Annotated in this window: 14 protein-coding genes and 1 pseudogene; 12 read left to right on the top strand and 3 right to left on the bottom strand. The window is 32.5% G+C overall.

From position 1 onward, the window contains the following. Positions 1 to 21: 21 nt before the first annotated feature. The 3 genes from BAQ44_RS12130 to BAQ44_RS12120 are packed head-to-tail and all read left to right on the top strand — an operon-like array spanning position 22 to position 2,225. Positions 22 to 459, top strand: coding sequence for a GNAT family N-acetyltransferase (locus BAQ44_RS12130; protein ID WP_071721807.1), 438 nt, complete (start codon positions 22 to 24; stop codon positions 457 to 459). A gap of 27 nt (positions 460 to 486) precedes the next feature. After that, a complete protein-coding gene (locus BAQ44_RS12125) occupies positions 487 to 846 on the top strand; it encodes a YunG family protein (protein ID WP_071721806.1) in 360 nt (119 codons plus the stop codon). Between the two features lie 53 nt (positions 847 to 899). Next, positions 900 to 2,225, top strand: a complete 1,326-nt coding sequence (locus BAQ44_RS12120) for a bifunctional S-methyl-5'-thioadenosine deaminase/S-adenosylhomocysteine deaminase (protein WP_116758360.1) — start codon at positions 900 to 902, stop codon at positions 2,223 to 2,225. Between the two features lie 420 nt (positions 2,226 to 2,645). Here BAQ44_RS12120 and BAQ44_RS12115 read toward each other — a convergent pair whose 3' ends face one another. Continuing rightward, positions 2,646 to 3,194 carry a peroxiredoxin family protein gene (locus tag BAQ44_RS12115; RefSeq protein ID WP_071721805.1) on the bottom strand — a complete coding sequence of 183 codons (549 nt, stop codon included), beginning with the start codon at positions 3,192 to 3,194 and terminating at the stop codon, positions 2,646 to 2,648. Between the two features lie 67 nt (positions 3,195 to 3,261). Continuing rightward, positions 3,262 to 3,444: a hypothetical protein gene (locus BAQ44_RS12110; RefSeq protein WP_071721804.1), complete on the bottom strand. Its 183-nt coding sequence runs from the start codon at positions 3,442 to 3,444 to the stop codon at positions 3,262 to 3,264. A 102-nt stretch (positions 3,445 to 3,546) separates the two neighbouring features. Between BAQ44_RS12110 and BAQ44_RS12105 the strand changes: the two genes are divergently transcribed. The 9 genes and pseudogenes from BAQ44_RS12105 to BAQ44_RS12065 all read left to right on the top strand — a co-directional run bounded on the left by BAQ44_RS12105 (position 3,547) and on the right by BAQ44_RS12065 (position 12,815). Beyond that, positions 3,547 to 5,373, top strand: a complete 1,827-nt coding sequence (locus BAQ44_RS12105) for an ABC transporter ATP-binding protein (protein WP_204335721.1) — start codon at positions 3,547 to 3,549, stop codon at positions 5,371 to 5,373. Further along, on the top strand, positions 5,357 to 5,902 hold the full coding sequence (locus tag BAQ44_RS31800) for a MauE/DoxX family redox-associated membrane protein (RefSeq protein ID WP_071721803.1): 546 nt from the start codon (positions 5,357 to 5,359) through the stop codon (positions 5,900 to 5,902). Before BAQ44_RS12105 ends, BAQ44_RS31800 begins: the two co-directional genes overlap by 17 nt. A gap of 3 nt (positions 5,903 to 5,905) precedes the next feature. Next, a complete protein-coding gene (locus tag BAQ44_RS31590; protein ID WP_002052178.1) occupies positions 5,906 to 6,037 on the top strand; it encodes a hypothetical protein in 132 nt (43 codons plus the stop codon). Positions 6,038 to 6,048: 11 nt separating this feature from the next. Continuing rightward, positions 6,049 to 6,582 carry a TlpA family protein disulfide reductase gene (locus BAQ44_RS12095; RefSeq protein WP_001065770.1) on the top strand — a complete coding sequence of 178 codons (534 nt, stop codon included), beginning with the start codon at positions 6,049 to 6,051 and terminating at the stop codon, positions 6,580 to 6,582. An 18-nt stretch (positions 6,583 to 6,600) separates the two neighbouring features. Next, entirely contained in the window at positions 6,601 to 7,533 is a 933-nt protein-coding gene (locus tag BAQ44_RS12090) for an AAA family ATPase (protein ID WP_071721802.1), read from the top strand. Continuing rightward, on the top strand, positions 7,530 to 8,639 hold the full coding sequence (locus BAQ44_RS12085; protein ID WP_071721801.1) for a DUF58 domain-containing protein: 1,110 nt from the start codon (positions 7,530 to 7,532) through the stop codon (positions 8,637 to 8,639). The genes BAQ44_RS12090 and BAQ44_RS12085 overlap by 4 nt, the downstream gene beginning before the upstream one ends. Positions 8,640 to 8,762: 123 nt before the next feature. Continuing rightward, complete coding sequence (locus BAQ44_RS12080) at positions 8,763 to 9,380, top strand: hypothetical protein (RefSeq protein WP_239584542.1); 618 nt, start codon at positions 8,763 to 8,765, stop codon at positions 9,378 to 9,380. A gap of 542 nt (positions 9,381 to 9,922) precedes the next feature. Continuing rightward, positions 9,923 to 11,027, top strand: a pseudogene (locus tag BAQ44_RS12070) (IS3 family transposase). A 159-nt stretch (positions 11,028 to 11,186) separates the two neighbouring features. Further along, positions 11,187 to 12,815 (top strand): peptide ABC transporter substrate-binding protein, encoded by a 1,629-nt coding sequence (locus BAQ44_RS12065; protein ID WP_071721799.1) that lies wholly within the window; start codon positions 11,187 to 11,189, stop codon positions 12,813 to 12,815. Between the two features lie 52 nt (positions 12,816 to 12,867). Here BAQ44_RS12065 and BAQ44_RS12060 read toward each other — a convergent pair whose 3' ends face one another. Beyond that, a complete protein-coding gene (locus BAQ44_RS12060) occupies positions 12,868 to 13,398 on the bottom strand; it encodes a GNAT family N-acetyltransferase (protein WP_071721798.1) in 531 nt (176 codons plus the stop codon). Between the last annotated feature and the right edge of the window lie 61 nt (positions 13,399 to 13,459).

The following is a 13,459-nucleotide window of genomic DNA, read 5'->3' as shown; positions in this document are numbered from 1 at the left end:
TGAAGGTGAGGAGAAAGAATCATGAAGATAAGAAAAGCGGTAGTAAGTGAAGCAAATGAATTAAGTGAACTTGCACTACACTCAAAAGCAACGTGGAACTATAGTGAAGCATTCATACTTGCTTGTAAGGAAGATTTAACAATTACCGATGAATACATAAAAAATAATTTTGTATATGTTTTAGAAAACGATAATACGAAGATTGGGTTTTTCTCATTTTTACGTAACGATAAAGCTCTCGATTTCTTATACATTCATCCTCGTTACAAAGGGAAAGGGAAAATACTTTGGAAGTTTGTAATAGAGCAAGCAAATGAACTAGGAATAAAAAGCTTTACGATTGATAGTGATCCGAATGCAAAAGGATATTATTTGAAAATGGGAGCAAAGTTAATCGGAGAGACATCATCAACGGTTTTTAAGGACCGATTACTGCCCCTTTTGAAATATGATGTGTAAAACTATTAATAGTAGGAGAAGCTGAGAATGGATAATGTAAAGGCAAAAAGAATATATGAAGCACTTATAAAATCCTGGTCGATTGAAACAAGTTCAAAGTGGACTCTTGAAAATTCAGCAAATGGACAGTGTGGTGTAACGGCTCTAGTAATTCAAGATATATACGGAGGGGAAATCAAAAAGACAAAAGTTGGAGAGGAGTGGCACTTTTATAACTGTATAAATGGATATAGGTTTGATTTTACAGAGTCTCAATTCAATGAAAACCTGAACTATTTGGATGTGGAATCAAACCGGGAAGAAGCATTTGCAGATACAAATGAAAAACAATATAGCATTTTGAAGGAAAAGATAATGAAAGAATTGAAATTACCTTTTGACTCTTAATCTTTAATAAGTTACTATAATGGTGGTAACTTATTAAAGGGAACTTCATAGAGTTGAAAGGGGAAATACTTTTGAAAACAACTTATGTAAACGCTACAATCGTAACGATGAATGAACAAAACGAAGTGATAGAAAATGGATATATCATTGTAGAAAATGATCAAATTATAGATGTAAAGAGCGGAGAATTCGCTAATGATTTTGCAGTAGATGAAGTAATTGACATGAAAGGAAAGTGGGTTTTACCAGGGCTTGTAAATACACATACACACGTTGTAATGAGTCTCTTAAGAGGTATTGGCGATGATATGTTATTACAACCGTGGCTTGAGACGAGAATTTGGCCACTTGAAAGTCAGTTTACGCCAGAGCTTGCGGTTGCTAGTACGGAATTAGGATTACTTGAAATGGTGAAAAGTGGTACAACATCATTCTCTGACATGTTTAATCCAATTGGAGTAGATCAAGATGCAATTATGGAAACGGTATCAAGGAGCGGGATGCGAGCTGCTGTTTCAAGAACTTTATTTAGCTTCGGAACGAAAGACGATGAAAAGAAAGCAATTGAGGAAGCTGAGAAATATGTGAAGCGCTACTATAACGAAAGTGGTATGTTAACTACGATGGTTGCACCGCATAGTCCATATACATGTAGTGCAGAACTGTTAGAAGAATGCGCACGTATTGCAGTAGAAAATCAAACGATGGTTCATATTCATCTTTCGGAAACAGAGCGTGAAGTACGTGATATTGAAGCACAGTACGGGAAACGTCCAGTAGAATATGCAGCAAGTTGCGGGTTATTTAAACGCCCAACAGTTATTGCACACGGTGTAGTATTAAATGAAAATGAGCGTGCATTTTTAGCAGAACATGATGTTCGAGTAGCACATAACCCAAATAGTAATTTAAAACTAGGTTCTGGTATAGCGAATGTAAAAGCGATGCTAGAAGCAGGAATGAAAGTAGGAATTGCAACAGATAGTGTGGCATCAAACAACAATTTAGATATGTTTGAAGAAATGCGCATCGCAACATTATTACAAAAAGGTATTCATCAAGATGCAACAGCGTTACCGGTTGAAACAGCTCTTACACTTGCAACTAAAGGAGCGGCTGAAGTAATCGGCATGAAACAAACAGGATCACTTGAGGTTGGAAAGTGCGCTGATTTCATTACAATTGATCCGTCTAATAAGCCTCATTTACAACCAGCGGATGAAGTGTTATCACACCTTGTATATGCTGCTAGTGGAAAAGATATAAGCGATGTAATTATTAACGGAAAACGTGTCGTTTGGAATGGCGAATGTAAAACGTTAGATGAAGAGCGTATTATATTTGAAGCGAGTCGTTATAAACGAGGTTTGCAAAGATAGATATTTTTAGGGTGTGCTATGTGTCAACACTGATAAAAAGAGGGAAAGGAGAAATTTTTTATGAGGGGTGCTTAAAAAAATGATTGTGAATAGCACGTATCTGTGTATGTAGAAGAGTTAATTCTGCAGAATCATTTCCTTCGTGTGATTGCAGCGACAAATTTTAAGTGAACAATTTGAAAGTTCGGTAACAAATCATTTAATATACAGGGAAAAGTATCTTAAAACCCAAATTCAAAAGTGTGCTGAGCATATAGCAGGTCAAATTATAGTAATTAACAAAGTATAATAAGAGGGTAATAAGAAGAAGTTTCAAAAACAGGTTATAAGTAAGGTAATATATCTTTACTTGTAACCTGTTTTGATTAATTAAGTTTTAATCAATTTTTATTTAATATTTTTAAAACAATGGGTGGGAAGTTATGCGGTTATTGTAGGTTTACCGAGAAGTTTATAATATCTATCAAATTGATTTACTATGTACGGAGATCCTAAAACAGTACCCCTTTCATCAAGAAATAAAAATGTAGGAATCATGGAGATTTTATAGTCTTTCATAAAATTCATTGTGGCTAATAATACTTGTAAGTTGGTTTCTTCTACATATTGCATGTCATTTAATGTAGTAGGATCAGAGGTTGCAACAATTAAGACAAAGTTATAATTATCCCCGTACTTTCTAACTTCTTCTCTAAATTCAATAATGTCTAGTGTACAAGCATCACAAGTATCAGCAGCAATTAAGAGTATAACGGGTTTATCTCGTAACTCTTCTAATGTCACTATATTCCCCGTTAGGGTTTCCAAACTAAAGTTTGGAGCAATTGAATTGATAGGTAGACTATTAGAAGCCATAGTATTTTGCTTTGCAGATTTTATTGTATGTAGTTTAGAATGTAGATTTTTAAGGGATAGATTTGTAAATACAAATATCACTAATGTTAGAATAAACAGTACAAAGTAAAACATTTATATTCCCCCAATAAGTCAACATAAAACAATGGATTAGTTTATAAACTAATCCATTGTTTTGGTTTTAAAGTTTACAATTACATTTAGAACCAGTTTGATTCGAACCGCAGTCAGCTCCAGTTTTACAGTCCCAAACATACCTTTTTCCTGTCCCTACATATGGATGTGGGTTACCACTTGTCCCACAATATGTATCTGGACTGCAATAAGTTCTACTACAATCACATAAAATAGCACCTAATAACATATCATTCTCCCCCCCTTTCATTCCAAATTATAACATGTTATAATTTGGAATAAAACAAAATTTTGTAATTTTTTAAAATTTTCAGAAAAAAGGAGGTGTGCTATGCGGATTGAATATCTTTTAAAGTCTAGTAAGGTAGTATGGTCTGCAGCTAGAATAGAACTAATCTGTATTCTATTAATAAATATATTCCAAGGGATATTACCTTTATTTACATTAATTATTACTCAAAAATTACTAAATACGATTCAACAATTATTTACTTCTAATGATAAAGTAATCTCCAATGTGATTATCTATTTGATTCTACAGCTTTTAATTAATTTAACCTCTACTATTTTAGATAAGTATAAGATAACGATAAATATAAAATTAGAGCAAAAAATAGACTATAAAATTAAAAAAATAGTTGCAAATAAAGTGTTAAAGGTAAAGTATCAATATTTTGAAGATAATAAGTTTTATGATCATCTTCAAAGAGTTCAGGGGGATATAGGAAATAAATTTTTAGATCCTATATTGAAAATTATAGAAATCACAAGAAATAGTATTACTTTAGTGTCCACGCTTATATTTTTGATACAATTTCATTGGCTGTTTCTTTTTTTAAGTATAATCTCAGCTATCCCGCTGTTTATTATGCAAAAGAAATTTGGAGAACAAAATTACTTTTTGATGAAATTCCAAACACCAAAAGCACGCGAACAAAATTATATCTTTTCATTATTAGTAAATCGCCAAGCGAATCGTGAATTACGTTTAAATCAAACATATGAATTTTTAATTCAAAAATGGTCTAAATCATTAAAAGCAAATAATAACGATATTTTAATGCAAGTTAATAGGCAGCAAAATAAATTAATCTTGTTTAATTCTATTAATCACATAATTAGTATGGGTACAGTAATTTTATTGCTATTTTTTATTTTTAGAAAATCAATAAAAATTGGAGATTTTGTCTCAATAAATAGTGCGGTACAAATTGCACAAATCTCAATAAATACCATAGCAACAATGCTTGCGGATATATATAAACAAAATTTGTTTATAACCGATTTGTACGAGCTACTAGGCTACGAGGACGAACAAGAAATTAGTGTTACAAATGAACTACAACTGTTTCCAAAAGCACTACAGAAAGGAATACAGGTTAAAAATTTATCTTTTTCATACCCTGGCACAGAAAAAAAGGTAATAAAAAATATAAATTTTGATATTCTTCCGAACGAGAAGTTAGTGATTGTAGGAGAAAACGGATCTGGGAAATCTACCCTTATTAAATGCTTAATTGGAAGTTTTGAAGTTCCAAATAACACGATTTTTTTTGATGAAATAGATAAAAATAGAATAGAAAAGAAAAGTTTATATAGCAATATAGCTGTTATATTTCAGGACTTTGTTAAATATGAATTAACTGCTAAAGAAAATATTTCAATAGGTTCCTGTGAGTTTTCCGAAGACACCATAATTTCTTCTTCTAAAATTGCAGAATCACATAGTTTAATATCGGAACTACCAAACAGTTATAATACTCAATTGGGAAGGCTCTTTGGCAATAGTACAGATTTATCGGGCGGACAATGGCAAAGAATAGCTATTGCAAGAGCATTGATTAAAACAGCACCGATACTCATTTTAGATGAACCTACATCTGCACTAGATCCTAATACCGAAGCACATCTATTTGAAAAATTCAAAGAAATATCAAATGGAAAAATCACAATCTTTATTTCTCATAGAATGTATGCATGCCATTTGGCTGACCGAATTATAGTCATGAAGGACGGGGGCATAGTCGAAATGGGTACACACAATGAATTATTGAATCTACATGGTGAATATTTCAATTTATATAGTTCACAAAAAGAGAAGTATATAGACCCTAAAGAAGATACAGTAAAGGAGCAAATTTATGAACCTAATTATTAATATAACTTGCTTTATTTTTGGATATATTTTCATTACATCTAGTTTATATAAATTACTAAGATTCGAACAACACTACGCTATTGTATATTCCTATAATATAGTACCTGAATCCACAAATAGATTATTTGCATGGTTTGATAGCGTAGTAGAATTGGTAATTGGACTCTGTTTATTGATTGGATTGCTACTTAAAATTAACCTAATATTCGCAATCTTGTTGCTGCTAATGTATACAATAGCGATAACAATTAATCTATTTAGGGGTAGGACAAATATCGATTGTGGTTGTGGGGGAGTTGTTGGAAATGGGAAAATATCAAAGAAGTTGGTATTCCGAAATGTAATAATGATAATTAGTATTTTTATACTTTGGTTGAATTTTGATTATAAAGTATTTAGTTTCTCTTTTAATAACCAATTTCTATTTCTTCATTCCTATTTAATTTTGACAATCATTATATATTTAACTATAAAAATCATATATAGTTTCAAACTCAATATTAGAAACATAATAACAAAGGGGGAATAATATATGGATACATTTTTAATTGTGGGTTTTATTATTTTATGGATTGTTGTTATAGCTGAAGCTGGATTTATGCTTTACATTATTAAAAGCTTAAACGACTTTATAGAGGTAATTGAGTCAACTAATGATAAATAAGGGGGGATACGATGAATAATTCAATAACCTTAATGGCGTTAATACTTTTATCAATTTTAGTAGTATTTCAAGGGGTGTTATTGTTTAAATTTACCAATCAAATTAAATTTTTCGCTGGGGTAATTGCCACTTCATCTTATGTGAAATTTAGAAAGGAACTACAGATTGGACAGGCTGCACCACCATTTAAGTTAAAAGACCAATTTAAGCAAGAATTAAGAGTTGGGCCAAATTCCAATAGTAATACACTACTAATTTTTATTTCATCAGGATGTCCAACTTGCAAAAGATTTGTCGATTCAATTAGTTCTACCTACAACTTTGAATATGTCAAAATTTTCTTTATTAGTAATAAAGACTTAGATGATAGTTACATTTCAAAATTCAAAAACCATAACTTATCTTTCTCGGTATCTCCTGATATTTTTCAGTTATATAACATAAGGTCCGCTCCGCAAGCAATTATAGTTAACAGTCGTGGGTACATAACCGATACTCTACAATTACAGACTTGGGAAGATTTAGCAAAACAAAAAATAGGATGATAGATAGGTGGGCATTTTATGAGTACATTACAAAAAATAGTCAACAATATTTCAAGGGTAATTGTAGGTAAAAACGAGTCGATTGAATTAGCAGCCATTGCCCTTATAGCAAAGGGACATATTTTATTAGAAGACGTTCCTGGAACTGGGAAAACATCTTTAGCTAAAAGTTTAGCTAAAAGTATTGATGCCGAATTTCAAAGAATTCAATTTACTGCCGATACCTTACCAGGTGATGTGATTGGGTTAGAATTTTTTGATGTCAAAGAATCAGAATTTAAAACGAGATTAGGGCCTATATTTACAAATATAGTATTGGTAGATGAAATAAATCGTGCTGTACCTAGAACTCAATCTTCGTTATTGGAAGTTATGGAAGAACGTACAGTTACTATAGCAAAAAGCACACACACTTTACCTGAACCTTTTTTAGTTATTGCAACGCAAAATCCACTTGAATCAGCAGGGACATTCCCTTTACCAGATGCCCAATTAGATCGTTTTTTATTAACTATACGTCAAGGGTATCCTACTAGAGAGGCTGAGAAAGAGATGATGCAGCGATTCCAAAGAAATGATCCTTTAGAAAATCTACATTCTGTCATTTCAAGCGAAGAAATTTTAGCTTTACAGCAACAAGCAAGAGAAGTTTTAATGGGGAATGACGTTCAAGAGTATCTTCTTGAAATTATTGAGGCGACACGTAAACACGAACTCATCGAAATTGGTGTCAGCCCACGGGGTACCCTAGCATTTATGAGGGCTGTTCAGGCTCGTGCATTATTAAAAGAAAGAGATTTTTGTACTCCTGATGATTTACAAGCACTTGCAAAATCGGTATGTGCTCATCGATTAACTTTAACTATTGAAGGTGAAATGAAAACTACAAAAGAGGAACTAATAAATGAAATTCTCAATCGCCTTCATGTTCCGGTGGAGAATACGCAATGAAACGGACACTTATTTACACTCCATTAGCTGAGCCACTTATGATAGGAGTTGTATCAGTAGCTGCCCTAGTGTTATGTATATTTTCAAGCAATCTATTGATTTTATCAATTGTATTCTTATATATTTTTTTAATACTTTTTGTCCATGTTTATGTACGTAAAATATCTCATGTGCATTGGGAGTATATTCAAGGTAGTCCAAATACTTTTATAGGAGAAAAAAATATTTGTTCAATTAAAATTTCAAATAATACTATACTACCTATATTTAATATAGTATTTCGATTTAAATGCGATAATAGACTAAGTTGGAAACATGACGCACTAAACAAAAATCAAAGTACAGGTTCAAATTACTATATGAAATTCAATATGAAGGGAGAGGAGATAAGAACATTTGACATTCAGGCCATAGCCTTGAAAAGGGGAATCGGGAAATGGGAAGAAGTTGAAATAGTAATTTCTGATCCATTTGGTCTCATTATGAGCCATCTAACGTATAGTCAAATTGATACACCTGTTTATTTGATTTTTCCTGCTGTACCTAATATCCAAGTACCAGAATTAAAAGAGTGGTCGCGTGGATTTCGAAAATCTCTATCTTCACCATTGTACGATGAAACGAATGTAATAGGGATAAAAAATTATGAAAATGAAGATTTCCGCTCTATACATTGGAGTGCAACGGCAAAAACAGGAATAATAACTGCAAAGAAATACGAACGAACACAATCTGATAAATATGCACTCTATTTAAATTTAATAAATAAGAACGGAGTGTCAATAAGAAAAGATACAGAGGAACTAATAGAAATAACAGCTGGTATGTGTAAGCAACTTTTATTACAAGATTGTTCTTATGAATTATGGATAAATTCCGTAAATCACAATGGATTGCTACACATTAAATTAGGAAATAGCAGAAAGCAGTTGCAAAACACGCTAAAAGTACTTGCCTCCATTAAAGAACAGGATACTCCTGTATCTTCTTCTTATTTTTTCACGTCAGGTTTTCGTCGTAAGCAATTAGATGCTATTCCCTTAATTATCGGTACGTCTCCGAAAGCAAATAATCGAAGTGAAAAATGGGTTGTGATAAAAGAATAAGAAGGGATTTATGTCATGTTCAATAGTAAAAGGCATATACAGATTGGCTTGTGGTGTGCAAGATTTTTGATAATTATTTTTTTCTCTATGAGTGCGATTACTATGTCCACTAGTGTTGTACACATGCAAAAAGTGATTAAAGAACATTATTTTAAGAAATTACCCGAGAAAGAGTATAAAGAGACGATAAGGGAATTTGAAGAAACTGGCCTTCCTGAAACACCTATGGAGGATGTCAAACATATTGATACTGAGCAAAAGAAGCACATCAATCGAAAAATAAAAATAGCAGAAGAAAAAAACTTCTTAAATTCTATAATTTCACTATTTAGCAATACATGGATTACTGTAGTTTTTTATCTCATTTGTATTCTAATGATCGTTTATTTTATTTATAAATATTTTAGACAAAAAATCCGCCCAAAAAAGAAACAGCCCAAAACATATAATATAAGTAACCAAAAAATTAATACAGAAAAAAAAGGAGGGATTATTAATAAGCCATTATATCAACTTCCTACTGATCCGGTGCGAATAAAATTGATTGAATGGGAAAAAACCTTGCAATTACATGAAAAACGGCGTTCTCACGAGTCCATACAGCAATGGTTAAATAGAATTTCTAGAACCAATGATATCATTCCTATTTATGAATCCATCCGATATGGAAATAATCCTTCTTCAGAAATAGACGTAGAAAAAACAATACAGTGGATACAGAGAAATAAGTCAAATAATTAATAAAATCTTAGAGTTAATTTAACAGATAAAGACTATTATCTCTTAATAGTCTTTATCTGTTAAAAAAATTTGGATATTGTGTCGCTAAATAGGAAACTACAACAGTATTAGAAGAGGATATGAACCTAAATGATGAAATTTAATATCTGCTACCCATAATTAAACTACGAAATTGATGTGATTTATATTTTTAAGTTAACTAAAGATTAATATGGCTATTGAGCTCTATAAACTTAAAGAGATAGATATTGTTAGTGATGAAACCAAGCGCATCGTTTAAACTAGGATATATTACTCCGCGCTTGTTGTAATAGACGTCCGTGAATCCATCCTATTATTTTATATCTTTTTCTTTGGATAAAATCAAAAAAGTTTCCAAATACTTTAGAAAAAGCAATCCTTTTTTTGAAGTGAACCTGAATAGTGGTACATGAAAAAAACACCTCCTGAATTCGCATACTAAGTATGCAAATTCAGGAGGTGTTTTTCGTTTGAAGACAAGAGTTCATTACCCAGAAGAAACAAAGTAGAAAGTCATTGAAATGAAGAAAGACGGTTATTCAAATCGTGCAATTATGGAGAAACTCGGAATTAAAAATGTTTCCTAAATTAAGACATGGATGAAATGGTATCGTACAGATCAAACGTATCGTTTTCAACAACCTGTAGGAAAACAATATTCTTATGGAAAAGGACCAAAAGGGCTCAGTGAATTGGAACAGCTACGTTTAGAAAATAAACATCTAAAAACAAAATTACTTGTATGGGGAAAGTATCTGGAAATCGAAAGGGGCTGAAACCAGAAACTGTAGTTACTTTATGGAGAAATGTAAAAACAAAAATAACGGTAAAAGAATTGTGTAACGTATTAGAATTCCCCCGTTCTACATTTTATCGTTAGTTACAACGAACGGAAGATCTGAAAGATGCTATAGAAGAAAAAGTAAAGGACGTCTATCTTAGGCGTAAATTCCGGTATGGATATCGAAGAGTGACCGCTACTCTTCGAAAAATGGGACTGTGTGTCAATCATAAAAAGTATTACGAATCATGAGACAAAATCACATTCTTTCAAAAGTACGTCGAAAGAAAAAGAAATATATCAATGGTGCGGAACCAAGGGTAGCCCCTCATCGATTGGAGCGCCAATTCGATGCATCCAAACCAAATGAAAAGTGGTTTACGGATGTGACGTATCTCTTATTTGGAGAGCGTACCTTGTATTTATTAACGATCATGGATGCCTTTAATCGTGAAATTATTAGTTGTGTCATCAGCGAATCACAAACACTGACATTAGCGATGAAAACATTGAAACAAGCAATGAGAGGGTGAAAAGTAAAAGATGTCCTTCTTTACTCGGATCAAGGAAATATTTATACAGCAAAAGAATTTCAAGCGTATGCCAAAGAAAACGGCATTATCACCAGCATGTCCCGGAGAGGAAATTGCCATGATAATGCCGTCATGGAAAGCTTCTTTGGTCATTTAAAAAGTGAAGCTTTCTATTCACAAAAGATAACAAAAGTATCCAACGCAACTGTGCGAAAGATTGTGCTAGAATACATTCATTACTACAATTGTGTGCGAATTCAAGAAAAATTAAACCACCTATCCCCTAAAGAATTTAGGGAACAAGTAGTTTAGGTGTTTTAATTGGTGTCCCGCTTTCAGGGTTCACTTCATTTAAAGGATAGCTTTTTTCTTGAACGAATAAATATTCAAAAGAATGTCGCATCTTTCTATTCATATTTCTGCTATAATATAAAACGCTTTATAATATTTTATACTTAAGGAGAACAACTCATGAAGCGAAAAAAGAGCCATTTAATGGTAATGGCACTTGTTACAACTTTATTATTAGCAGCTTGTAATAATAAAGCGAATAAAAGTGATACAGAGGCAAAAAAACAAGTATTAAATGTAACAGTATCAGAAGAAATTCCTTCTCTTGATACTGCGAAAACGATGGATGGTACGTCAGCGCACGTTATGCAGAACATATTTGAAGGGTTGTATGTATTAGATGATCAAGATCAGCCGATTCCAGCAGTAGCAAAATCGTTTAAAAGAAGTGAAGATGGTAAAAAATATACATTTGATTTGCGTAAAGATGCAAAATGGTCAAATGGGGACAGTGTGACAGCAAATGATTTTATGTTTGCATGGAAACGTGCAATTAACCGTGAAACAGCGTCTCAATATGCGTACATGCTCTTTTACGTGAAAAATGCGAAAGAGATAAATAAGGGAACAATGCCCCTTGATGCACTTGGGGTTAAAGTTATAAATGATTATAAGTTAGAAGTAGAACTAGAACAGCCAATTCCTTACTTTTTACAGCTGTTGGCATTACCTATTTACTTACCACAGCATGAATTATTTTTGAAAGAACAAGGAAAGAATTATGCATTGGAATCTAGTAATCTCATATATAACGGGCCGTTTGTATTAGAGAAATGGAAGCATGAACAAGAGTTTCAATTAAAGAAGAATGCTACATATTGGGATGAAAAGAAAGTGAAATTAGACGAAATAAACTTTCAAATTGTAAAGGATACAATGACCGCTGTTAATTTGTACGAAGCTGGTAATTTGGACCGGGTACCTATTAATTCTCAATTTGTAGACAAGTATAAAGGGAATAAGGAGTTACATATGTCGAGCGAACCTGCAATTGCTATGCTACGTTTTAATGAAAAAAATAGTGCGTTAGCAAATAAGAAAGTGCGTCAGGCTATTTCATTCGCGTTAAATAAAGAAGATTTCGTTGCTCATTTTATTAATAACGGAGCAAAACCTGCAAGTGGACTTGTACCAGTTGGTCATGTAAATGAAGAGACTGGTAAAGATTTTAGAAAAGAAAATGGAGATCTTTCTCCATATGATTTGCAAAATGCAAAAAAGATTTGGGAAGAAGCGAAAAAAGAGCTTGGAGTAGAACAAGTAAATCTCGAGTTTTTAACATTTGAACAAGATAATGCAAAACGTATGGCAGAATATATAAAAGGTGATTTAGAAAAGCATTTGCAAGGATTAACGATACAAATTAAACAACAGCCATTTAAGCAAAAATTACAGTTAGAACAAACAGGAGATTACGATATATCTATGGCAAATTGGGGACCAGATTATAAAGACCCAATTAGTTATTTAGAACTCTTTACGACGGATAATCAGAATAACAAAATGAATTATTCTAATCGACACTACGATGAATTAATAAAGAAAGCGAAAAGCGATCTAGTACTAGATCAAAAGAAAAGATGGGAAGCATTGCAAGAGGCCGAGCGTACTTTATTAGAGGATGCTGCAATCGCACCACTTTATCAAATGGGATCAGCTTACGTACAAAAGGATTATGTAAAAGGAATTGAGAAGCATCAATTTGGTGGTGTTTATACGTATAAGAATGCTTATATCGCAAATGAATAAATACAAAAAACCTTACTTTTTTTTAAGTAAGGTTTTTTACGCATACATTCTATTAAACCGATTTTAATAAAGAATAAAAATTCGTATCAAATGGGATATCATCTTGATACATATAATTTTTTAAAACGCCTTCTTTTTCAAAGCCTAATTTTAATAGTACTTTATTGGAAGCTTCATTTTCAAGAAAGACAATCGCCCCGATCCGTTTTAAATGAAGTGTGTGGAAACCGTATGATATAACGTCAGAAACCGCTTCAGTCGCATATCCATTTCCCCAGTGTTCAGGGAGAAAAGCATAGCTTATATTGGCTCGTTTATGCTCAGAAGACCAATCGTGAAATCCGATTGTTCCAATGAGTTCTTTCTTGTCTTTTAATTCGATTCCCCATTTTATACCACTTCTTGCATTGTAACTGAGCTTAAAGTTATGAATGACTTGTTTCACTTGATCAACGTCTTGTAATGGTTTTTGGCCATAATAGCGCAGTACGTCAGTATTAGAAAAGCATTGTAGTATACCCGGTGCATCTTCTTCGGTAAGTTCTCGTAAAATGAGTCGGTCGGTTTTTAGTATAGGAAACATGCTTTCACTCCATTTCTTCTGAAACTAGAATGTGTTGTTATTATATAATGTAATCTGAAAA

This window comes from Bacillus mobilis, from assembly GCF_001884045.1.
Classification (GTDB): domain Bacteria; phylum Bacillota; class Bacilli; order Bacillales; family Bacillaceae_G; genus Bacillus_A; species Bacillus_A mobilis.
The sequence above is the reverse complement of the archived record's forward strand: the minus strand, read 5'-3'. Positions and strand labels throughout refer to the sequence as shown.